This window comes from Saccharopolyspora erythraea (assembly GCF_018141105.1).
In the GTDB taxonomy this organism is placed as follows: domain Bacteria; phylum Actinomycetota; class Actinomycetes; order Mycobacteriales; family Pseudonocardiaceae; genus Saccharopolyspora_D; species Saccharopolyspora_D erythraea_A.
Genome location: NZ_CP054839.1, coordinates 2,062,649 through 2,083,845, shown reverse-complemented (window position 1 = coordinate 2,083,845; position 21,197 = coordinate 2,062,649). Strand labels below are relative to the sequence as shown.

Genomic DNA, 21,197 nt, shown 5'->3' with positions numbered 1-21,197 from the left:
GTGGTCACATCGCCTTGACGACGTGCGCCCGCCACTTCTCCGGCAGGTCCGGCAGCACCGGGGCGACGCGTTCGGCGAGCTCCTTGCGCCGCTGCATGCACAGCGCGAAGACGTCGAACACCCGCACGCCGTGTTCCGGGCGGGACAGCACCTCCCGCGCGTCGCCCGCCGAGACGACCCCGGACTCCTCCACCGCCAGGTAGGCCCCGGGACGCCCGTGCGCGGTGAACCGCTTGACCAGGCCCTTGACGTCCCAGAAGCCGGCGAAGACGCTGCACGGGTTGCGCGGTCCGGTCACCCGGAGCACGACGGAGCCGATCCGCCACCGCTCACCGACCACGGCGTTGCTGACGTCGCAGCCGGACATGCTCAGGTTCTCGCCCGCGTTGCCGGGCACCAGCTCGCCGCCGATCTCCCGCGACCAGTGCGCCAGGTCCTCGGTGTCGAACGCGTAGGCGGCCTGGTACCAGGCGCCGTGGTGCAAGGTGTCGCACACGGTGTCGCCGAGCACTCCCGACTCGGTGAACTTCACCGGCTCGTCCGACGGTCGCTTGTCGATCCCGGACCGCCCTACGCGTCCCGTCCAGGGACCGGTCCGCACGACCGCGACGTTCACCGAAGCCACATAACCCACCGGGTCAACGTAGCCGCTGGGTGAGGCGTGCGGGCAAGCGCTTTTCGCTCGACCTCACAGCCGGCGGCTGGCCGAGTCCAGCGCCTCTCGGGCCTCGTCGGTCAGCAACCGCACCAGTTCGGCGGCGGTCGTCGGGCGCGCCTGGGCGTAGGTCTGGCCCGCCCACAGCGACATGGCCTCCGGGTCGCCGGCCTTGCCCGCGGCGCCGCGCATCGGCTTGGTCAGGTTGTGCAGCTGCGGGTAAGCCGCGGGCGCGTCGGCGCTGTGCTCGGCGAGGAACCGGTTCACCAGCCCGCGCGCCGGACGGCCACTGAAAGCCCTGGTCAGCGCGGTCTCGCGGTTGCCGGCGGCGATCGCCGTCCGCTGGGTCGTCTGGGTGCCCGCCTCCTCGCACACCAGGAACGCGGTGCCGAGCTGAGCTGCCACCGCACCTGCCGAGAGCACCGCGGCCACGTCGGCGCCGTGCACCAGGCCGCCGGTGGCGACCAGCGGCAGGTCGACCTCGGCGGAGACGGTCCTGAGCGCGGCCAGCAGCCCGTAGAGCGGGCCGCCTCCGGGGGACCGGCCGTCGTCCTCGAACGTCGCGCGGTGCCCGCCCGCCTCGAAGCCCTGCACGCACAGCAGGTCGGCACCGAGGTCGGCGGCGATGCGCGCCTCCTGCGGCGTCGTGACGGTCACGACCACTTCGGTCCCCGCCTCGTGCAACCGGTCCACGGTGGACTTCTCCGGTGCGCCGAAGGTGAACGAGGCCACCGGCACCCGCTGTTGCAGCACGAGCTCCACCTTCGCCTGGTAGAGGTCGTCGTCCCAGTGCCCGGTGCCCGCCCGCACGCCGTAGCGGCCGGCCTCCTCGTCGACCGCGGCCCGATAGGCGTCGAGGTCGACATCGCGGCGCTCACCGGGCACGAAGAGGTTGACCCCGAACGGCTCGTCGGTGAGTTCGCGGACGCGGGCGACCTGCACGCCCAGCGCTTCCTCGGTCAGGTATCCGGCGGCCAGGAAACCGAAACCACCCGCGGAGCTCACCGCCGCCGCCAGCTCCGGGGTCGAGATGCCGCCCGCCATCGGCGCGGCGATCACCGGCACCGCTCGCTCTGCGATCATGCCCCGCACACTATCCCCGCCCCACGGGGGACGCAGCACTCCGTCGTGAAGCCCACAGGTGACCTCCAAGACGCCCGCTGGCGGGGTCTTTTGCGTTGGCACGCATGAAAAAGTGGGCGGGAACCCGACGCCTGGGTTCCCGCCCACTCGCACCATCGCGTTTCATCCGACACCCCGCCACAGGGCCGCTGGTGCGTCTGGGGTGGGCCGCCCTGGCTGGGCGGGCGGCCCACGGTCTTTCACGCCGCCTGGATCAGAACTGCGCGGTCTCGGTCGAACCCGCCAGGGCGGTGGTCGAGGAGTCCGGGCTGATCGCGGTGCTGAGCAGGTCGAAGTAACCGGTACCGGCCTCGCGCTGGTGGCGGGTCGCGGTGTAGCCGTCCTTCTCCGCGGCGAACTCGCGCTCCTGCAGGTCCACGTAGGAGGTCATGCCGTCCTGCGCGTAGCCCTTGGCCAGGTCGAACATGCTGTAGTTCAGCGAGTGGAAGCCCGCCAGGGTGATGAACTGGAACTTGTAGCCCATGTGGCCGAGCTCGCGCTGGAACTTGGCGATGGTGCTGTCGTCCAGGTTCTTCTTCCAGTTGAACGACGGCGAGCAGTTGTAGGCCAGCATCTGGTCCGGGTACTGGGCCTTGATCGCCTCGGCGAACTGCTTGGCGACCTCCAGGTCCGGCTTCGAGGTCTCCATCCAGATCAGGTCCGCGTGCGGCGCGTAGGCCAGACCGCGGGTGATGCAGGGCTCGATGCCGTTGGTGACCTTGTAGAAGCCCTCCGCGGTGCGCTCACCGGTGATGAACTTCTGGTCGCGCTCGTCGACGTCGCTGGTCAGCAGCGTCGCGGCCTGCGCGTCGGTGCGCGCGACGACCAGCGAGGGCACGCCGGCGACGTCGGCGGCCAGCCGGGCCGCGTTCAGCGTCTTGACGTGCTGGCTGGTCGGGATGAGGACCTTGCCGCCCAGGTGGCCGCACTTCTTCTCGGAGGCAAGCTGGTCCTCCCAGTGCACACCGGCCGCACCCGCGGCGATCATGCCCTTCATCAGCTCGTAGGCGTTGAGCGTGCCGCCGAAGCCGGCCTCGGCGTCGGCCACGATCGGCGCCAGCCAGTGGATGTTCTCCGGCTCGCCGGCCTCCGGGTCCAGCGCCTCGGCCCAGTTGATCTGGTCGGCGCGGCGCAGCGCGTTGTTGATGCGGCGGACCACGGCCGGGACCGAGTTGGCCGGGTAGAGGCTCTGGTCGGGGTAGGTCTCGCCCGCCAGGTTGGCGTCGGCGGCGACCTGCCAGCCGGACAGGTAGATGGCCCTCAGACCCGCCCGGACCTGCTGGACGGCCTGGTTGCCGGTCAGCGCGCCGAGGGAGTTGATGTAGTCGTTCTCGTGGAGCAGCTTCCACAGCCGCTCGGCGCCCTGGCGGGCCAGCGTGTGCTCTTCCCTCACCGACCCGCGGAGGCGGATGACGTCACCGGCGGAGTAGGTGCGCTCGATGCCCTTCCAACGAGGGTCGGTGTCCCACTCGCGCTGAAGTTCCTCGGCGGCCTTGATCGCCCTCTCGCGGATGGAGCTCATGATGTTCACCTTTCAGGGTGGCTCTCGCGGCGTGATGTCTCCAGTGTTGGACGCCCAAGACCAAAAGAGTAGAAGAATTCCGTGGTAAATTTCGCGATATTTCTGCTAGCATCAACCCCATGCCGGAGTTCATCGCCGAAGAAGACCGTAATTTTTCTACCGACCAGGACCTTCTGGTCTTCGGTCAACGCCTGCGCCACCTGCGCCGGGCGGCCGGTCTGACCCTCGTCGAGCTGGGCGAACGCGTCGGCCGGGCTCCCTCGCAGCTCTCCCTGCTGGAGAACGGCCACCGGGAGCCGAAGCTGTCGCTGCTGCGCTCGCTCGCCGAAGCGCTGGGCAGCTCGGTCGATGAACTGATGTCCAAGAAGCCGCCGAACCGGCGCGCCGAGCTGGAGATCGCGGTCGAGCAGGCCCAGCTCGACCCGCTGTACCAGCGGCTGTCGCTGCCCCCGCTGAAGGTGGGCAAGCGGGTGCCCACCGAGGCGCTGGAGCACGTGCTGGGCCTGTACGACGAGCTCAAGCGGCGGGAGAACAAGCAGGTCGCCACGCCGGAGGAGGCCCGCAAGGCCAACGCGGAGCTGCGGCGCACCATGCGCGAGCACGGCAACTACTTCCCGGAGATCGAGAAGGCGGCGGCCGGCATCCTGGACAAGGTCGGCTACCACGGCGGGGCGCTGTCCGAGGGCGTCATCCAGTCCATCGCCACCCACCTGGGCTACGGGCTGCGGTTCGTCAACGACCTCCCGCGCTCGGTGCGGTCGGTGACCGACCTGCGCCACCACCGCATCTTCCTGCGCCGGGAGTCGCTGGGCATGCACAGCCCCCGCACGATCCTGCTGCAGACCCTGGGGCACCTCACGCTCGGTCACAGCCAGCCGCGGGACTTCGCCGACTTCCTGCGCCAGCGGGTCGAGGCCAACTACTTCGCCGCGGCGGTGCTGGTGCCGGAGAAGGCGGCGGCGAGCTTCCTGCGCCAGGCCAAGCAGGACCGCGACCTGGCTGTGGAGGACCTGCGCGACGTCTTCTCGGTGTCCTACGAGATGGCCGCGCACCGCTTCACCAACCTCGCCACCGAGTACCTCGACCTGGTGTGCCACTTCGTGCGCAACGACGAGACCGGCATCATCTACAAGGCCTACGAGAACGACGGGCTGGTCTTCCCCAGCGATCCGTCGGGGGCGATCGAGGGCCAGCGGATGTGCCGGCACTGGGCGGGCCGGCAGGTGTTCGCCTCCCCCGACCGGTACTCGACCTACTACCAGTACACCGACAAGCCCGGCGCCACCCACTGGTGCGTCGCCCACGTCGACCCCAGCCGGGGCCGGGACTTCGCCATCACGCTGGGCGTGCCCTACACCGAGTCGAGGTGGTTCCGCGGGCGGGACACCACCAACCACTCCAAGTCGTCCTGCCCGAACGGCGAGTGCTGCCAGCGCCCGCCCGCCGAGCTGGCCAACCGCTGGCAGGGCATGGTGTGGCCCTCGGCGCGGGCGCACTCCCACGTGCTCGCCGCCCTGCCCTCGGACACCTTCCCCGGCGTCGACGAAGCCGACGTCTACGCGTTCCTGGACGCCCACCAGGGCTGAGCCGGCAGCCGCCACGGCTGCCGGTTCACCCGGTCAGCGCCGCTGCGAAGGCATCAGCTCAGCAGGCACGACCCGGACCTTGAACGGATGTTCGGCTTCGAACGCTTCCGGGCCGCTGACCTTGGCGATCAGCTCGTACTCCCCGGAGTCGTCGAGCTCGAACGCGGTCAGACGCGGGATCGCCGGGTCGATCACCCAGTAGCTCTGCACTCCGAGCCGTTCGTAGGCCGCCTTCTTGGAGTTCAGGTCGTACAGCCGCGTACTCGGCGACAGCACCTCGACGGCCAGCACTGGCGCGACCGGCAGGTTCGCCTCAGTGAGGTCTTCGTCCCGGGCCACCAGCACATCCGGTTGGAGCTCGGTGTTCACCGATGCGCGGACCGCAAACGGCGCTCCCACCACGTCGAGATGGTCTGGAACGGCGTCCTCGAGTATCCGGTACAAGCGGTAGGCGAACTTCTGGTGCTTCAGCCCCGGTGCCGGGGTCACGAGGAGCATCCCGTCGAGGAGCTCGTACCGGTTGCCGTCATCGGGCATCGCCTCCAGGTCGTACACCGTGAACGGGCGACCTTGGACGATGCCGTGCGAACCGGACTCCGCTGCCATGATTGCCATGGTGCCCTCCTTTCTGATCGACGGAAAGTCAACCAGACGGCACCGACAGAGAGTTACCAGCCGAGCACGCTGCGCTACTTCTTGCCCTTGCCCTTGTCGTCCTTGCCGCCCTCGTCGGTCGAGAGCGCGGCGACGAAGGCTTCCTGCGGGACCTCGACGCGGCCGATGGTCTTCATCCGCTTCTTGCCTTCCTTCTGCTTCTCCAGCAGCTTGCGCTTCCGGCTGATGTCACCGCCGTAGCACTTGGCGAGGACGTCCTTGCGGATCGCGCGGATGGTCTCCCGGGCGATGATCCGAGAGCCGATGGCAGCCTGGATGGGCACCTCGAACTGCTGGCGCGGGATCAGCTCGCGCAGCTTGGTCGCCATCTTCGTGCCGTAGGCGTAGGCGGCGTCGCGGTGCACGATCGCGCTGAAGGCGTCCACCGGCTCGCCCTGTAGCAGGATGTCGACCTTGACCAGGTTGGACGCCTGGGTCCCGGCCTCCTCGTAGTCCATCGACGCGTAGCCGCGGGTGCGGGACTTGAGCTGGTCGAAGAAGTCGAACACGATCTCGGCCAGCGGCAGCGTGTAGCGCAGCTCGACCCGGCTCTCCGACAGGTAGTCCATGCCGTTGAGCTGGCCGCGCCTGCCCTGGCACAACTCCATGATCGTGCCGACGAACTCCGAGGGCGCGATCACCGTGCACTTGGCGATCGGCTCGTGGACCTCCCCGATCTTGCCCTCCGGCCAGTCCGAGGGGTTGGTGACCTCCTCCTCGGAGCCGTCCTCCATCCGCACGTGGTAGACGACGTTCGGGGCGGTCGAGATGAGGCTGAGGTTGAACTCCCGCTCCAGCCGGTCGCGGGTGATCTCCAGGTGCAGCAGGCCCAGGAAGCCGCAGCGGAAGCCGAAGCCCAGCGCGCCGGAGGTCTCCGGCTCGTAGGTCAGCGCCGCGTCGTTGAGCTGCAGCTTGTCCAGCGCCTCGCGCAGCAGCGGGTAGTCCGAGCCGTCCATCGGGTACAGGCCCGAGTACACCATCGGCTGGGGCTCGCGGTAGCCGCTCAGCGCCCGCTTCGCGCCGCCCTTCTCGGCGGTGACGGTGTCGCCGACCTTGGACTGGCGCACGTCCTTCACACCGGTGATGAGGTAGCCGACCTCGCCGACGCCGAGGCCCTTCGACACCTTCGGGTCGGGCGAGATGATCCCGACCTCCAGCAGCTCGTGGGTGGCGCCGGTGGACATCATCCGGATCCGCTGGCGCGGGGTGATGCGGCCGTCGACGACCCGGATGTAGGTGACCACGCCGCGGTAGGTGTCGTAGACCGAGTCGAAGATCATCGCGCGCGGCGGGGAGTCGTGCTCGCCCTCCGGCGCGGGCACCTGCCGGACGACCTCGTCGAGCACGTCGCTGACGCCCTCGCCGGTCTTGGCCGACACCCGCAGGACGTCGGAGGGCTCGCAGCCGATGATGTGCGCGAGCTCCGCGGCGTACTTCTCCGGCTCGGCGGCGGGCAGGTCGATCTTGTTGAGCACCGGCACGATCTGCAGGTCGTGCTCCATCGCCAGGTACAGGTTGGCCAGCGTCTGCGCCTCGATGCCCTGCGCGGCGTCGACCAGCAGGATCGCGCCCTCGCACGCCGCCAGCGACCGGCTCACCTCGTAGGTGAAGTCCACGTGGCCGGGGGTGTCGATCATGTGCAGGACGTGCTCGGTGCCGTCGACCTCCCACGGCAGCCGCACGTTCTGCGCCTTGATCGTGATGCCGCGCTCGCGCTCGATGTCCATCCGGTCGAGGTACTGGTCCCGGTAGGCGCGCTCGTCGAGCACCCCCGTGAGCTGCAACATCCGGTCGGCCAAGGTCGACTTGCCGTGGTCGATGTGGGCGATGATGCAGAAGTTCCGGATGCGCTCCGGGGGCGTGAACGTGGTGTCGGCGAAGCTGCTCACTCAGTGTTCCTTGCGGGTGGTCCGTGCGGGAAGCTCGTGCGGATTCACTCCATGGTCCCACGCCACCGCGGGTGCTCGATGTCCAACTCCGGGTCTTCCCCGATGTGAGCGCGCCCGCGCCGGTGTGTGCTGGTGCTATGAGCGGTTTCGACACACATGTCCTGGACACGGCGTTCGGGCACCCGCGCGGCATCCTCGGCAGGCTGGGCGGGGTGCTCATGGCGCGCACCAACGCGGCCACCGAACTCCAGGTGGTGGAACTCGCGCGGCTGAGCGGCGACGAGCGGGTGGCCGTCATCGGTCCCGGTCCCGGTGTCGGCCTGCTCGCGGCGGGTGAGCGGGCCGCCTGGGCGGTGGGCGTCGAGCCGTCGGAACGGATGCGCAGGTCGGCCGCTCAGCGCTGCGCGTCGCTGGTCGCGGCCGGGAAGGTCGAGCTGCGGGACGCGACGGCCGAGGACACCAGCCTGCCGGACGTCTCCTGCGACGTCGTCCTGTCGGTGAACAACGCGCAGCTCTGGCCCGACCGGGCGATCGCGCTGGCGGAGCTGCACCGGGTGCTGCGGCCGGGCGGACTGCTGCTGGTGTCCACGCACGAACGCTGGCTGCCCGGCGGACGCGCGGGACTGTCCCGCGACGCCCGCGAGGCGGGGTTCGACGAGGTCCAGACCTGGGCGTGGGAGCCGCCGGGCCGTGCCGCACCACCGCAGGCCCAGCTCCGAGCCCGCCGCGCGACCGTGTGAGGCGGCTACCCCCGGCCGCCGGCTCCCGGCGGCCGGAGGTGGCGCCCGGTCGTTGCCTTGGCGGCGACGAGGCACGCGGGCGCACCGTCATGGCTCCCGGAATCCTCGGCCGCGATTCGCTAGAGGTCGCGTACGTCCTTGCGCATCGGGTGGTCGGCGGGAACCTCGACCAGCACGATCGGCATGCCGTCCGGGTCGGCGATCCACGCCTCGTCGAGTCCCCACGGCCGCCGATCGGGCTCGGCGATCACCCGCACGCCCTGCTCGCGCAGCTGCTTGAACTCCGTCCGGACATCGCGCACCTGCAACCACAGCACCTGGTCGGGGCCCGGCCCCTGCTCCCCCTGCCCGGAGAGCTCCAGGAAGCCCTGCCCGAGGAAGAACACCGTGCCGCCGGGGAACTCGCGGCAGATCGCCAGTCCGAGGACGTCCCGGTAGAACCGCAGCGAGCGCTCCGGGTCCAGGGGGCGCAAGATCAGCCTGCTGTTCAAGATCTCCATGTGCTTTTTGTACCCGCTCCCGCGGTCAGGCGAAGCCCAGCAACACCACCCCGGTGAGCACTACCACCGCACCGGCGAGCCGCCGTCCGGGCTGGGCCTCGCCGAGCACCCGCCACGCGAGCAGTCCGGCGAGCACGATGCTCAGCTCCCTGGCGGGCGCGACCAGGCTGACCGGCGCGAGGCGCATGGCGAACAGCACCAGGATGTAGGCCAGCGGCGACAGCAGCGCCACGGCCAGCACCTCGCGCCGGTACCGCGTCCAGATCTCGGCCACCGCGCTCCGCTGCCGCGCCGCGTACGGCGACAGCACCAGCGCTCGCATGGCGTTGTTCGCCCAGTCGAACAGCAGCGGCGGGAGCGCCAGCGCGGTGACGGCGTAGGCGTCCCAGACCGTGTAGAGCGCGATGAGAGCCCCGGTGAGCAGGCCGAAACCGACGCCGGTGAGACTCGCCGCCGATCGCGGCACCCCGTCGGAGAGGCCGATGACGAGCACGCCCGCCACGACCAGCAGGCCGCCGAGCACGCCCAGCAGCCCTGGCCGTTCGTGGAGCAACACCACGGCGATGACCATCGAGAGCATCGGCCCGGTGCCCCTGGCCAGCGGGTACACCACCGACATGTCTCCCACCGAGTAGCCGCGCTGCAACAGCACGAAGTACCCGACGTGCAGCAGCGCGCTCACGACGACGGCGAGCAGTCCGATGTTCGGCGCGGGCAGGCCCGTCCACCACAGTGACACCGCCATGACCGGCAGGTAGAGGACCGCCGAGCACGCGGCACCCAGCCAGACGAAGGCGGCACCGCCCGAACCGGCGCGCTTGGCGAAGAAGTTCCAGCCCGCGTGCGCGAATGCCGCGGCGACGACGAGCAGGACGGCGACCAGGCCCACGGGAACCCTTCCGCGTCGCGCGGGCGCGCGACGTCGAGGTTCCTCCAGGCTTTTGTCCCGTCAGATGTGTGAGCACGTCCCGCGGTGCTCATCAGTGCCGCTCGGACCGGTCCTCGCCGCTCCTGGTTGTCGGGTGCGTGGCGGAGCGGGAGCGGAACCCTAGGCACAACCGGCGGCCGACGCTACCCGCGCGGGGGCGCGCCGCGGAACGCGATCTCGATCACGACGCGAACGAGCCCCCTGCCCGGCCGGGCAGGGGGCTCGTCGAGCGTCTCAGCGAGACGTCACCGCACTCAGACCACGCGCACGCCGCTGGCCTGCGGGCCCTTCTGGCCCTGGGTGATCTCGAAGGTCACGGTCTGGTTCTCCTCCAGGGTCCGGAAGCCGTTGCCCTCGATCGCCGAGTAGTGGACGAAGACGTCAGCGCCGCCGCCGTCCGGAGCGATGAAGCCGAAGCCCTTCTCCGAGTTGAACCACTTCACAGTTCCCTGCGCCATGTCTGTCTCCTAACAGATGCCGGGTACCGCCAGCCGCACCCTGCGACCGACGGGGCCTATTCCAGACGGCGAACTTCTCCAGCTTGCAGGAGGACAGATTCGCGCCCGCAACTTTCGCGAGCGTGTCTAACACGAACACAAAAAACGGCCGACCTATACAACCACACCTCGCGCGCGCGTATTCCCGCGGCCGGACCTTCGGCGTGTCGTCGTCCCGGCGACCCGGCGAGGCCGTTCGGCGGTACCGCCGAACGGGCGCTCACCGACGGTGAGCGAGCCCAATTGCGGCTCGATGTCCTGCACTGACCCGATGTCCTGCACCGGCACTGCCCCGGTGCGGCCCCGCCGTCGGCAGCCCGGCGCACCTCACGGCAGCGCCAGCGGCCGCCGCCCCACTGCCGGCAGTCCGGCACACCTCACGGCAGGCCACTGGCCGCCAGGTCTGCCGCTGGCCACCGCGTCCGCTACCGGCAGCCGCCTCCGCCACCGGCGGCTCGACGCACCTCACGGCGACCACTGGCCGCCGCCTCCGCCACTAGCCACCGCGTCCGCTCCCCGCCGCCCTCCGCCGCTGGCAGTCCGACGCACCTCACGGGGACGCCACCGGCTGCCTCCGCCCCGGCCAGGGCCGCCTCAGCGCGAGCCGCCACCCGACGCCGGTCGGCCCGTCAGCCGCCCAGCGCGAGCTTCCAGCCGAGGCTCGCCACCAGGCCAACGACCACGGTGAGGAACACCCGGCGCACGAATGCCGACCCGCGCCGCGAGGCCACGAGAGCGCCGAGCACGCTGCCGGTGATGTTGCTGACCGCCATCAGCACCCCGAGCCCCCAGAGCACCTTGCCCGCCGGGATGAAGAACACCAGCGCGCCGACGTTCGTTGCGACGTTGACGATCTTCGACGTGGCCGAGGCGGCGACGAAGGCGAAACCGACCAGGCCGACCAGCAGGAAGACGAGGAAGGATCCGGTGCCGGGGCCCGCGATGCCGTCCCAGAAGCCGATCACCGCGCCGCCGGCGATCATCACCAGGACCTGCGTGCGCGCCTGGAACCGCGGCGCGTGCGCGGTACCCAGATCCGGCTTGCGCCAGGTGTAGATGCCGACGAGCACCAGGGCGACCAGCACCACGATGTTCAGCACCGACGACGGGAGCGCGTCGGCGAACATCGCGCCGCCCAGCGACCCGAGGAGTGCCACCAGCGCCATGGGAAGGGCACTGCGCCAGTCGATCGGCGTCTTGCGCGCGTACGTGTGCGCGGCCGCGGTGGTGCCGGCGACCGCGGCGATCTTGCTGGTGGCGAGCGAGTAGATCACCTCGCCGCCGGGGACCAGCAGCAGCATCGCGGGGAGCTGGATCAGCCCACCGCCGCCGACGATCGCGTCGACCGCACCCGCCAGGAAGGCGGCCGCGCAGAGGAAGAGCAGTCCCGCGAGGGAAAGGTCAGCGAAACCGGGCCAATCCAACGCAGTGAACACGAGTTCGAGCCTATGGCCGGGTACGGTGCGCCGACGCCGGACCAGCACCGAATGTGACAGCGCTCGCACCCCACGCCGCTCGCACCCCGCGCGCGCCGTGTGATCCCGCGTGTCGATGTTGCCCCCGACGATGGGGCCCCGCGTCGTCCCGAGCCGCGCCTCCCCACCTGCGCCCCTTCCGCTTCCCCATGCGTGGGCCGATCCGGCTGCCAGGTCAGCCGTTGTTAACATGGACGACCGTGCCGTGCGGCATTCCGCCCTGGAGGAAGGCTGCTCAGGCAGCGCCACGAGAAGCGCGGCACGAACCCCAAGCAGACTAGGAAGAGGCGCAACAGTGGCCAACATCAAGTCCCAGATGAAGCGGATCAAGACCAACGAGGCGAACCGGCTGCGCAACAAGGCCGTCAAGTCCTCGCTGAAGACCGCGATCCGCAAGTTCCGCGAGGCCGCTGACGCCGGTGACAAGGCCAAGGCCGTCGAGCTGCAGGCCACGGCGGGCCGCGCTCTGGACAAGGCCGTGAGCAAGGGCGTGATCCACATCAACCAGGCCGCCAACAAGAAGTCGGCCATGGCCAAGCGCGCCAACCAGCTCTGAGCCTTCTCAGACTCGAGGGGCCTCTCCTCCCACACGGGCGGGGAGGCCCTTTTTCGCGGTCCAGGCCCTGAGCCCGATCCCGCCCGCCTGTGGCCGGTCCGAGTGGTGGTCGTCCAGGCGTCGGACCTGGCTCAGCGGCCGTAGACCCGGCGCACCGGCACGCGGACCTGTCTCAGCCGACCACCGACCCGCCGCCTCAAACCCGGCTCAGCGGTCGGCGCGGGCGGCGCGCAGGTCGACCACGCGGAGCACCGCACGTTCGAGGGCGTAGTCGGCGTCGGCCGCCATGCCCTTGACCTCCGCGTTCAGCGCCGCGGCCACCTGGAGGGCATCGGCGATGGTGGCGCCGCTCCAGCCCCGGGACTGCGCGAGCGCCTTCTTGACCTTCCACGCCGGCATGCCCAGTTCACCGGCGAGCCGGAAGGGGTCGCTGCGGCCAGCGGCCGCGACGCGGCCGATGGTCCGCACGGCGTCGGCGAGCGCGTCGGCTATGAGCACGTGCGGGACCCCCAACTGCAGCGCCCAGCGCAGCGACTCCAGCGCGCCGGTCCGGTCGCCGGTGACGGCCTTCTCCGCGACGACGAAGCCGGTCACCTCCGCGCGGCCGCGGTGGTAGCGCCGCACGGCGGCGTCGTCGACCTTGCCGCCCGTGTCGGCCACGAGCTGCGAGGCCGCGGAGGAAAGCTCGCGGAGGTCGGAGCCAACGGTCTCGATCAGCGCGCTCACGCCCGAGGCGTCGATCTTGCCGCCTGCCCGACGGACCTCCTCGCGCACGAATGCCTCGCGCTCGGCGGGCTTGGTGATCTTGTTGCACTCGGTGACCCGCGCACCGAGCTTGCGCAACGCGTTGGGGAGCTCCTTGGCGTTCTTGCCCCGCCCTCCGCCGCTGTGCACGACGACGAGGATCACGCCTTCGGCAGGCTGGCGCGCGTACGACAGCACCGCCTCGGCGATCTCCTTGCCCGCGTCCTGCGCGGCCTCCAGAGCCACCACGCGCCCCTCGGCGAACAGCGACGGGCTGACCATCTCGTCGAGCTCCGGAGGGGTGAGCTCACTCACCTTCACCCGGCGCAGTTCGGCTTCCGGATCAGCGGCTCGCGCCGCACCCACCGCGGCCCACAGCGCGCGTTCGACCAGCAGTTCTTCCTCCCCGAGGATCAGGTGCAGCGGGTCGGGGACGACGGCTGGTGAGCTCATGCGGAAATCGTCGCACGGGGCCGTGACGGTCTCGGATGCTGGACCGCGCTGGCCAGATGATGAGGGCGTCCCGTAGCGTTGCCGCCACAACCGAATAGCTCATCCAGAGGGGCAGAGGGAACGGCCCGGCGAAGCCCCGGCAACCATCTCGGCGTATCGCGAGTTCCGCGAGGCCGCCGGCGAAAAAGGTGCCAATTCCGACCCGTCCGCGGGACAGATGAGGAGAGGACCTCGCGATGACCGCTGCCGCCCACACCCAGACGACCGGCGCGAACAAGACCTACGACCTCGGCAACGCCGTCGAACTGGTGTCCAAGGAAGAGGGCCACCGGCAGCCGCTGGCTCCGGAGTTCGTCTCGCTGGAGGACTTCTCGCCGCTGGAGGTCGCCTACGACTTCGGGCGCATCCGCCGCGAGGACATCGAAGCCGGGCCCCGCTCGATCTGGCGCTACAAGCAGCTGCTCCCCGTTCCGACCAACGTGGACGAGCACCCGAACACCGAGCCCGGCTGTACCCGGCTGGTGCGTGCTGACCGGCTCGCGAAGGCGCTGGGCGTCAAGCGGATCTGGATCAAGGACGACACCGGCAACCCCACCCACTCCTTCAAGGACCGCGTGGTCGCGGTGGCGCTGGCCGCCGCCCGCGAGTTCGGCTTCAAGGTCCTCGCCTGCCCCTCCACCGGCAACCTCGCCAACGCCGTCGCCGCCGCCGCGGCCCGTGCCGGCTGGGACTCGGTGGTGCTGGTCCCGTCCACGCTCGAGCGCGCCAAGATCCTGATGAGCGCGGTCTACGACGGCTCGCTGCTCGCGGTGGACGGCAACTACGACGACGTCAACCGGCTGGCGACCGAGCTCGCCGCCGAGCACGAGGACTGGGCGTTCGTCAACGTCAACGTCCGGCCGTACTACTCCGAGGGTTCCAAGACGCTGGCCTTCGAGGTCGCCGAGCAGCTCGGATGGCGCATCCCGGAGCAGATCGTGGTCCCGATCGCCTCCGGCTCCCAGCTCACAAAGGTCGACAAGGGCTTCCGCGAACTGACCCAGGTCGGCCTCGTCGAGGACAGCCCGGTCCGCATCTTCGGTGCCCAGGCCAGCGGCTGCTCCCCGGTCGCCACGGCGTTCAAGGAGGGCAACGACGTGGTGCAGCCGGTCCGCCCGGACACCATCGCGCGCTCCCTGGCCATCGGCGCCCCGGCCGACGGCCCCTACGTGCTCGACGTCGTGCGCCGCACCAACGGCGCAATCGAGGACGTCACCGACGAAGAGGTCGTCGAGGGCATCAGGCTGCTGGCCCGCACCGAGGGCATCTTCGCCGAGACCGCCGGTGGCGTCACCGTGGCGACGGCGAAGAAGCTCATCGAGGCGGGCAAGATCGACCCGGACCAGGAGACCGTGCTCCTGATCACCGGCGACGGCCTCAAGACCCTCGACGCGGTGCAGGACAAGGTCGGCCCGAAGGCGACCGTGGCCCCGAGCACCGAGGCGGTCAACACCGCGCTGGGTCTCTGACGCGCCACGCAGCTCGGTGGCCATCTCCAAGCCTGGCGACGTCCGGCGCCGGGGATGGGGCGAGGCGAATTCACGCGCACCGGTGTGGTTCTGCTCGCGCGACGCGAGCCGGCCGCACCGGTGCGGTGCGTGGATCGAGCGCATGCTCGGATGGTCTGGCAGTACCGCCAGAGTCAGTTGTGACGATCGCACCTCCCGATGACGTCGGCGTGGGTCAGCGTTCTGCGCGGACGGGGTCGCCGCGGGCGAGCGTGCGGGGACCGTGCGGCCCCGGCAGCACTGCTATGTCTCCTTCCTGATCCGTGCGTACGACGGTCGTGCCCGCGCGGGCGAGTGCGCCGAGGATGAGCGGGCTCGGATGTCCGTAGGTATTGCCCGCGCCGACGCTGATCAACGCGAGCCGTGGACGGACGGCGTGCAGGAACTGCGGTGCGGTGTAACGGGAACCGTGGTGCGGGATCTTGAGCACGTCAGCGCGCAGATCCGTCCCAGAGGCCACCAGTTGCGCCTGCCCGGACAGCTCGATGTCGCCGGTGAGCAGTACCCGCCCAGCGGGTGTGGACGCCATCAACACGATCGACGCGTCGTTGGCGTCGTCTGCCGACCGGCTGCGTGCCAAGGCTCCTCTCGGTCCGAGGACCTCCAGCGCGAGGCTCGGCCAACGCACCTGCTGCCCCGCTGACAGTTCGATGATCGGTACGCCGCGTGCCCTTGTGTCCCGCGCTATGTCGCCCATGGCCCACGCGGGCTCGCGCAAGGCTCCCATCGCGACCGCACCCACACCGCTGTGCGCGAGAACTGCGCGAAGACCGCTCACATGATCGGCGTGCAGGTGGGTCAGGACCAGCAGGGGAACGCGTCGGACCCCCAACCGCCGCAGGCATTCCGCACTCAGCGCCAGGTCCGGGCCCGTGTCGACGACGACCGCCTCCCCCGGGTTGCCCGTGGCGAGCACCAATCCATCGCCCTGCCCGACGTCGCACGCGACCACGGACCAGCCGTGCGCGGGCCACTGCGGGTAGAGCACGCGCGTCGGGATCAGCACGAGGCCCAGGGCGAGCACAACGGCCACCGCGGTCAGCCGGATCCCGCGGTGCCGCAACGCGATCAGGAGCCCGAGCGCCACCACCGCCAGCAGCAGCCCACCGCCGACGCCGCTCGGCCACCCGATCGCCGCTCCTGGCACGGCCGCCGCGTGTTCGGCCACCGCGATCACCCACAACAACTCCGGCGAGGACAGCCAGACGAAGGCTTCGGAGAGCCAACCCGACACCGGGGCCGCCAGGGTGGCCAGCACCCCGAACACCGTCGCCGGGGCGATCACGGGGCCTGCCAGCAGGTTCGCAACCACGGCGACCGCGCTCACCTCGCCCGATATCGCAGCGACCAAGGGCGCGGTGACCAGATGTGCGGCAGCCGGCACCGCCAGCGCCTCGGCGATGCCGACCGGCACTCCTCGCGCATGCAGCGCACCGGCCCACACCGGAGCGAGCAGCACCAGCCCGGCCGTGGCAGCGACCGAGAGCGCGAAGCCCGCCGTGCCCGCCAGTTGCGGCATGATCAGCAGCAACGCGATCACACTGCCTGCCAGGGCAGGCAGCGCGGAGCGCTCCCGGCCGAGCACCAGGGCAAGCAGCGTGACCATGCCCATGACCGCGGCGCGGAGCACGCTCGGCTCCGGCCCCGCCAGGACGACGAACCCGACCAGCGCGGCACCGCCACCGATCGCCGACAGGACCGGTCCGGCACCCACCGCGTGCAGAAGCAGGAGGACCGCACCGCACACGATCGCGAGGTTCGCCCCCGACACCGCCACAACGTGCGAGAGGCCGGCGGTGGAGAAGTCCTGCTCGACCTCGGGAGGAAGCCCGCTGGTGTCCCCCACGACCAAACCCGGAAGCAGTCCGGCGGCGGCAGGCGTCAGCACCGAGGCCGAGGCGCGCCGGAGACCTTCCCGCAGATCTTCGGCCGTCCGCTGCCATGCCGGGGCATCGACCACCTTCGCGGGAGGCTCGTACACCCGGACCACCGCTACCGTGGTGTCCCCGGGACGCGGCGGGGCGAGCCTGCCGGTGGCGGTCACCTGCTGGCCCGGGATCAGCCCGCGCCACGACTGCGTAGGCACGAGCAGAACCACGTCCCCACCGGAGCGAAAGCGAGATCCGGAAACCTCGGCCTCCTGGACCTCCGCCGGGACGAACGCCCGGTCCTGCGCCCGCCGGGCTCCGTAGGAACTCCCCTCCACAGGTGTCGGCGAGTCCCCGAGGACAGCGGTCACGGTCACTCGTTCCCCATGGTCGGCGGCCGTCCGCAGGGGGTGGCGGTCGATCTGGTGCATGCGGAAGGACATTCCCGTCGCCGCGATCGCGGTGACGGCCAGGACAGCGAGCACGCCACTGGCCCAGCGTCTTCCCCGGCCAACAACCCAGATCAGCGACACCAAGCACAGCGCGGACAAGGCCACGGAGGCGGTCGGCACCCAGCTCCAGTACAGACCGGCCAGCGTCACGGCCCACACCGAGAGCGCACTCGGAACGAGCCGCAGGTCGAGCGGACGCCTTTCCAACGACCGCGACACCGAGAACAACGGGCTCACACCCGCACGAGGTCGCGCAGCCGGGAGAAGCGGGTGTCTCCGATGCCGTCGACTTCCCGCAGTTGCTCCACCGACGCGAAGCGGCCGTTCTCCGTGCGCCACTGGACGATCCGCTTCGCGGTGACCTCGCCAACGCCGGGTAGTTCATCGAGTTGCTCCTCGGTCGCGGTGTTCAGATCGATCTTGCTGTCGTTGCCGTTGCCGGAAGTGCCCCTGGCGGAACCGACGGGTGAGCCGGTCGCGAGCTCCGGAGGAGGCGGCACCCCCACGTAGAGCTGCTCTCCGTCGCTGACCTTCCGTGCGAGGTTCAGCGCGGAGATGTCGGCGCCGGGCAGCGCCCCGCCCGCGCCTTCCAACGCGTCGGCGACGCGGTCGCCGGTGTGCAAGGCGATGAGACCGGGCCTCGGCACCAGCCCGACGACGCTGACCACCAACGCCTCCGGTGTCGGTGCCGGTGCGGCGAGCACGGGAGCCGCCAACGGTGGCGGTGGCACGGACTCCGCCTCCGGTTGAGCTGCCCACACGGTGAAGGTGATGACACAGGCGACGACCAGGCCGATCAGCGTGATCGCGAGCAGCCCCGAACGCCCCGGGTCCACATTGGATGTCAACCAGGAAGCCGGTAACCACCGCTCCGCCAACCGGTGCCGTGCTCTGCGGTGGGTCGGCTTGGCATCTGCGGCGGTATATCCGGGACCAGCTCGCTGCTCGGCATCGTCCTGGCGCGCTCGGAGGCGCAGCGCTCGCAACCGCTCCTGCGGCGCGATCGTGGGGAGGGTGTCACTGTCCATGTCCAGCACATCTGCACGTTCTCGCAACATGCATCCGACGCTAGGACGGCCAGAAGTCGCGGCACAGGGGCAAATTCCGAACCTGTGGACAAACCAATCCACTGTGGATAACTCCGGAGCGGAAATCACCCGAAGAGGTGTGCATCCAGGGCCTGTTGGCGCATCGCATGTCCTTCGGGCTCAACAACGGCGCTGGCAACCGCGGGCGCAGCGAGGCGAAGTGAGGCGGGAAGTGCAGCGGGTAACGAGGCAACGTGGCTGGCGCGAGGGTCGGTGAGGCAGCCAGCGCAGCGGTCGGCGAGGCGAGGCCGCCAGTGCAGGGGTCGGCGAAGCAACGCGGCCGGTGCGAGGGTCAGTGAGGCAGCCAGCGCAGCTCGGCGAAATGACACGGGCAGCGCAGGGGCTGGCGAGGCGATGCGGCCAGTGCGGCGGTCGGCGAGGCGAGGCCGCCAGTGCAGCGGTCGGCGAAATGACACGGGCAGCGCAGGGGCTGGCGAGGCGATGCGGCCAGTGCGGCGGTCGGCGAGGCGAGGCCGCCAGTGCAGCGGTCGGCGAAATGACACGGGCAGCGCAGGGGCTGGCGAGGCGATGCGGCCAGTGCGGCGGTCGGCGAGGCGAGGCCGCCAGTGCAGCGGTCGGCGAAATGACACGGGCAGCGCAGGGGCTGGCGAGGCGATGCGGCCAGCGCAGCGGTCGGCGAGGCGAGGCCGCCAGTGCAGCGGTCGGCGAAATGACACGGGCAGCGCAGGGGCTGGCGAGGCGATGCGGCCAGCGCAGCGGTCGGCGAGGCGAGGCCGCCAGTGCAGCGGTCGGCGAAATGACACGGGCAGCGCAGGGGCTGGCGAGGCGATGCGGCCAGCGCGGCGGTCGGCGAGGCGAGGCCGCCAGTGCAGGGGTCGGCCAACCGAGGCAGCCAGTGGCAGGCGGTGGCGCCTGCCGGGTCAGCGCGGGTTCTGCCAGCCGCCTGGCAGGACGACGACGCCGACGGCTCCCGGGCCGATGTGGGCTCCGATCACCGCGCCGACCTCCGAGACCACCAGTTCCGCCTCGGGGAGCTGGTCGCGGAGCTTCGCCGCGAGTTGCTCCGCCCGCTGCGGTGCGGCGAGGTGGTGCACCGCCACGGCCACCGGGCCGGAACCCGCCGCGCGGCACGCGACCTCGAGTAGGCGGGTCATCGCGCGGGTGGTGGTGCGAACCTTCTCCAGCGCCTCGATGCGGCCCTCGTGGACGTGCAGCAGCGGCTTTATCGCCAGGGCCGTTCCCAGCAGGGCCGTGGCGGCGCCGATGCGGCCTCCCCTGCGCAGGTATTCCAGCGTCTGCACCGAGAACAGAGTGGTCGTGCGTTCGGCTGCCAAGGCCGCGCTGCCCTCCACCGCGGACAGGTCACCGCCGGACTCTCCGCATGCGGCCGCCGCCAGGACCGAGAAGCCCAAGCCCATCGCGGTCGACCGGGAGTCGACGACGCGCACCCGCTGCGGGTCGACATCGCGGGCCGCCAGCCTGGCCGCGTCCCAGGTGCCCGACAGGCGCCTGGACAGGTGCACCGAGACCACACCTTCGGCTCCCGCGTCGAGGGCCGCGCGATACGCCCTGGCCAGCTCCGCGGGCGTCGCACCGGAGGTCGTCACCCGGTGCTTGCGGTCGAAGGCGCGCGCCAGCTCACCCGGCCCGAAACCGGACTCGGCGACCGACCCCGCGCCGTCCACGCTCACGTGCAGGCCGACGCTGCGCACCGCGTACCGCTCGGCGTAACCCGGCGGCAGGTACGCCGTGGAGTCGGTGACGACTGCAATGGACACGGCGCAACCCTAATCGCCGAGGGCGGTCATACCGCGCAGGTCATCCGGCGACGCCGCCGTTGTAGGTCATCAGCCGCCAGCGGTGGTCGCTGCTGCTGCGCCGCGCGAGGACCACCCAGTGGCAGTTGGCGATGCCGCCCAGGCCAGGCCAGAGCTCGATCGGCCACGACAGCAACCGGGCGGTGAGCGCGGTGATCAGACCGCCGTGCGCGCACAGCAGCGCGGTGCCGGAGTAGGTGAGGTCAAGCTCGTCGACGACCTCCAGCGCCCGCTCGGCGACCTCGACCCTGGACTCGCCGCCCGGCGGGGCCCAGGTCGGCGTCGAGCGCCAGGTGCTCATCGCACCCGGCCAGCCGTGTTCGACCTCGGCTCCGCTCAGCCCCTGCCACTCCCCGAGGTGGGTTTCCCGCAGGCGCTTGTCCAGGCGCACCGGCATGCCGCTGACCTCGGTGAACTCGGCAGCGGTCGACCTGGCCCGGTTGAGGTCCGAGCTGAGCGCGACTTCGGGCTGGAAGGCGGCGATCACCGGTGCGGCGCGCCGGGCCTGCTCCTGGCCGGTCTCGGTCAGGGAGCTGTCGAGATGGCCCTGGATCCGGCCGGCCGCGTTGTAGTCGGTCTCGCCGTGCCTCCAGAGCAGCAGTCTGTCCAGCGTCACGCCGGACCGCTCTCGTCCTCGGGTTCGGCGGGCGGGCCGGTGCGGTCCTCGAACGGGATGCGGGGGCAGTCCTTCCACAGCCGCTCGAGGCCGTAGAAAGCGCGCTCGTCGGCGTGCTGGACGTGCACGACGACGTCGACGAAGTCGAGCAGGACCCAGCGGCCCTCGCGGGCCCCCTCGCGCCGGACCGGCTTGGTGCCCGCGGCGCGCATCTTCTCCTCGACCGAGTCCACGATCGCCTCCACCTGGCGCTCATTGGGCGCCGAGGCGATCAGGAAGCAGTCGGTGATGACCAGTTGCTCGGACACGTCGAGCACGACCACGTCCGTGGCCTTCTTGTCCGCCGCCGCCTGCGCCGCTACCAGGGCCAGCCTGCGGGCGTCCTCAGTGGCTGCCACGTCACTCCTCTCGGGTGGGCACGATGGTCTACCCACGCCGGCTAGAGGATAGCGATTCCACCCGTCCGGGGTCTCACCTGCTCGTCTCGGCCAAGCCCCGCACCGGGTGGTTCAGCCCTCGCACCGCAA

Annotated in this window: 19 protein-coding genes and 1 riboswitch; of the genes, 4 read left to right on the top strand and 15 right to left on the bottom strand. The window is 70.7% G+C overall.

Annotated features, from left to right (window positions below; genetic code table 11):
* Window positions 1–4: 4 nt before the first annotated feature.
* From HUO13_RS09610 to aceA, 3 genes are all read right to left on the bottom strand, one after another.
* Complete coding sequence (locus HUO13_RS09610) at window positions 5–634, bottom strand: MOSC domain-containing protein (protein ID WP_249124574.1); 630 nt, start codon at window positions 632–634, stop codon at window positions 5–7.
* Window positions 635–688: 54 nt separating this feature from the next.
* Window positions 689–1,738 (bottom strand): NAD(P)H-dependent flavin oxidoreductase, encoded by a 1,050-nt coding sequence (locus HUO13_RS09605; RefSeq protein ID WP_211901068.1) that lies wholly within the window; start codon window positions 1,736–1,738, stop codon window positions 689–691.
* Window positions 1,739–1,991: 253 nt separating this feature from the next.
* On the bottom strand, window positions 1,992–3,299 hold the full coding sequence (gene aceA / locus HUO13_RS09600) for an isocitrate lyase (protein ID WP_211901067.1): 1,308 nt from the start codon (window positions 3,297–3,299) through the stop codon (window positions 1,992–1,994).
* Between the two features lie 119 nt (window positions 3,300–3,418).
* Between aceA and HUO13_RS09595 the strand changes: the two genes are divergently transcribed.
* Complete coding sequence (locus HUO13_RS09595) at window positions 3,419–4,885, top strand: XRE family transcriptional regulator (RefSeq protein ID WP_211901066.1); 1,467 nt, start codon at window positions 3,419–3,421, stop codon at window positions 4,883–4,885.
* Between the two features lie 33 nt (window positions 4,886–4,918).
* Here HUO13_RS09595 and HUO13_RS09590 read toward each other — a convergent pair whose 3' ends face one another.
* Window positions 4,919–5,500: a Uma2 family endonuclease gene (locus HUO13_RS09590; protein WP_249124571.1), complete on the bottom strand. Its 582-nt coding sequence runs from the start codon at window positions 5,498–5,500 to the stop codon at window positions 4,919–4,921.
* A 74-nt stretch (window positions 5,501–5,574) separates the two neighbouring features.
* The gene (gene lepA, locus HUO13_RS09585) at window positions 5,575–7,428 is read right to left on the bottom strand and encodes a translation elongation factor 4 (RefSeq protein WP_211901064.1); all 1,854 of its coding nucleotides are present in this window, start codon (window positions 7,426–7,428) and stop codon (window positions 5,575–5,577) included.
* Window positions 7,429–7,565: 137 nt separating this feature from the next.
* Between lepA and HUO13_RS09580 the strand changes: the two genes are divergently transcribed.
* Window positions 7,566–8,168 carry a class I SAM-dependent methyltransferase gene (locus HUO13_RS09580; RefSeq protein ID WP_211901062.1) on the top strand — a complete coding sequence of 201 codons (603 nt, stop codon included), beginning with the start codon at window positions 7,566–7,568 and terminating at the stop codon, window positions 8,166–8,168.
* A 119-nt stretch (window positions 8,169–8,287) separates the two neighbouring features.
* Here HUO13_RS09580 and HUO13_RS09575 read toward each other — a convergent pair whose 3' ends face one another.
* The 4 genes from HUO13_RS09575 to HUO13_RS09560 all read right to left on the bottom strand — a co-directional run bounded on the left by HUO13_RS09575 (window position 8,288) and on the right by HUO13_RS09560 (window position 11,529).
* Entirely contained in the window at window positions 8,288–8,668 is a 381-nt protein-coding gene (locus HUO13_RS09575; RefSeq protein ID WP_211901061.1) for a VOC family protein, read from the bottom strand.
* A 25-nt stretch (window positions 8,669–8,693) separates the two neighbouring features.
* Window positions 8,694–9,557, bottom strand: coding sequence for an EamA family transporter (locus HUO13_RS09570; RefSeq protein WP_211901060.1), 864 nt, complete (start codon window positions 9,555–9,557; stop codon window positions 8,694–8,696).
* A 293-nt stretch (window positions 9,558–9,850) separates the two neighbouring features.
* Window positions 9,851–10,054: a cold-shock protein gene (locus HUO13_RS09565; protein ID WP_009947714.1), complete on the bottom strand. Its 204-nt coding sequence runs from the start codon at window positions 10,052–10,054 to the stop codon at window positions 9,851–9,853.
* A 668-nt stretch (window positions 10,055–10,722) separates the two neighbouring features.
* On the bottom strand, window positions 10,723–11,529 hold the full coding sequence (locus HUO13_RS09560; protein WP_211901059.1) for a sulfite exporter TauE/SafE family protein: 807 nt from the start codon (window positions 11,527–11,529) through the stop codon (window positions 10,723–10,725).
* A 334-nt stretch (window positions 11,530–11,863) separates the two neighbouring features.
* Here HUO13_RS09560 and rpsT point away from each other — a divergent pair, with 334 nt between their 5' ends.
* Window positions 11,864–12,124, top strand: coding sequence for a 30S ribosomal protein S20 (gene rpsT / locus HUO13_RS09555; RefSeq protein WP_211901058.1), 261 nt, complete (start codon window positions 11,864–11,866; stop codon window positions 12,122–12,124).
* 207 nt (window positions 12,125–12,331) lie between these two features.
* Here the strand turns inward: rpsT and holA are convergent, their stop codons facing one another.
* Entirely contained in the window at window positions 12,332–13,321 is a 990-nt protein-coding gene (gene holA / locus HUO13_RS09550; protein WP_211901057.1) for a DNA polymerase III subunit delta, read from the bottom strand.
* A 96-nt stretch (window positions 13,322–13,417) separates the two neighbouring features.
* Window positions 13,418–13,545: riboswitch (SAM riboswitch) on the top strand.
* Window positions 13,546–13,557: 12 nt separating this feature from the next.
* Between holA and thrC the strand changes: the two genes are divergently transcribed.
* Complete coding sequence (gene thrC / locus HUO13_RS09545; RefSeq protein ID WP_211901056.1) at window positions 13,558–14,829, top strand: threonine synthase; 1,272 nt, start codon at window positions 13,558–13,560, stop codon at window positions 14,827–14,829.
* A gap of 214 nt (window positions 14,830–15,043) precedes the next feature.
* On the opposite strand, the gene HUO13_RS09540 is transcribed toward thrC, so the two are convergent.
* From HUO13_RS09540 to rsfS, 5 genes are all read right to left on the bottom strand, one after another.
* Window positions 15,044–17,425, bottom strand: a complete 2,382-nt coding sequence (locus HUO13_RS09540; protein WP_249124570.1) for a ComEC/Rec2 family competence protein — start codon at window positions 17,423–17,425, stop codon at window positions 15,044–15,046.
* Window positions 17,422–18,246, bottom strand: coding sequence for a ComEA family DNA-binding protein (locus tag HUO13_RS09535; protein ID WP_249124568.1), 825 nt, complete (start codon window positions 18,244–18,246; stop codon window positions 17,422–17,424). The genes HUO13_RS09540 and HUO13_RS09535 overlap by 4 nt, the downstream gene beginning before the upstream one ends.
* Before the next feature lie 911 nt (window positions 18,247–19,157).
* Entirely contained in the window at window positions 19,158–20,015 is an 858-nt protein-coding gene (locus HUO13_RS09530; RefSeq protein WP_211901055.1) for a DegV family protein, read from the bottom strand.
* Between the two features lie 40 nt (window positions 20,016–20,055).
* Window positions 20,056–20,670: a histidine phosphatase family protein gene (locus HUO13_RS09525; RefSeq protein WP_211901054.1), complete on the bottom strand. Its 615-nt coding sequence runs from the start codon at window positions 20,668–20,670 to the stop codon at window positions 20,056–20,058.
* Window positions 20,667–21,068, bottom strand: a complete 402-nt coding sequence (gene rsfS, locus HUO13_RS09520; protein ID WP_211901053.1) for a ribosome silencing factor — start codon at window positions 21,066–21,068, stop codon at window positions 20,667–20,669. Before rsfS ends, HUO13_RS09525 begins: the two co-directional genes overlap by 4 nt.
* Window positions 21,069–21,197 lie beyond the last annotated feature (129 nt).

Coding starts and splice junctions, on each gene's coding strand:
- HUO13_RS09605 (WP_211901068.1), bottom strand. CDS start 1,738: ATGATCGCAGAGCGAGCGGTGCCGGTGATCGCCGCGCCGATGGCGGGC.
- aceA (WP_211901067.1), bottom strand. CDS start 3,299: ATGAGCTCCATCCGCGAGAGGGCGATCAAGGCCGCCGAGGAACTTCAG.
- HUO13_RS09595 (WP_211901066.1), top strand. CDS start 3,419: ATGCCGGAGTTCATCGCCGAAGAAGACCGTAATTTTTCTACCGACCAG.
- HUO13_RS09590 (WP_249124571.1), bottom strand. CDS start 5,500: ATGGCAATCATGGCAGCGGAGTCCGGTTCGCACGGCATCGTCCAAGGT.
- HUO13_RS09580 (WP_211901062.1), top strand. CDS start 7,566: ATGAGCGGTTTCGACACACATGTCCTGGACACGGCGTTCGGGCACCCG.
- HUO13_RS09575 (WP_211901061.1), bottom strand. CDS start 8,668: ATGGAGATCTTGAACAGCAGGCTGATCTTGCGCCCCCTGGACCCGGAG.
- HUO13_RS09565 (WP_009947714.1), bottom strand. CDS start 10,054: ATGGCGCAGGGAACTGTGAAGTGGTTCAACTCGGAGAAGGGCTTCGGC.
- holA (WP_211901057.1), bottom strand. CDS start 13,321: ATGAGCTCACCAGCCGTCGTCCCCGACCCGCTGCACCTGATCCTCGGG.
- thrC (WP_211901056.1), top strand. CDS start 13,558: ATGACCGCTGCCGCCCACACCCAGACGACCGGCGCGAACAAGACCTAC.
- HUO13_RS09535 (WP_249124568.1), bottom strand. CDS start 18,246: ATGTTGCGAGAACGTGCAGATGTGCTGGACATGGACAGTGACACCCTC.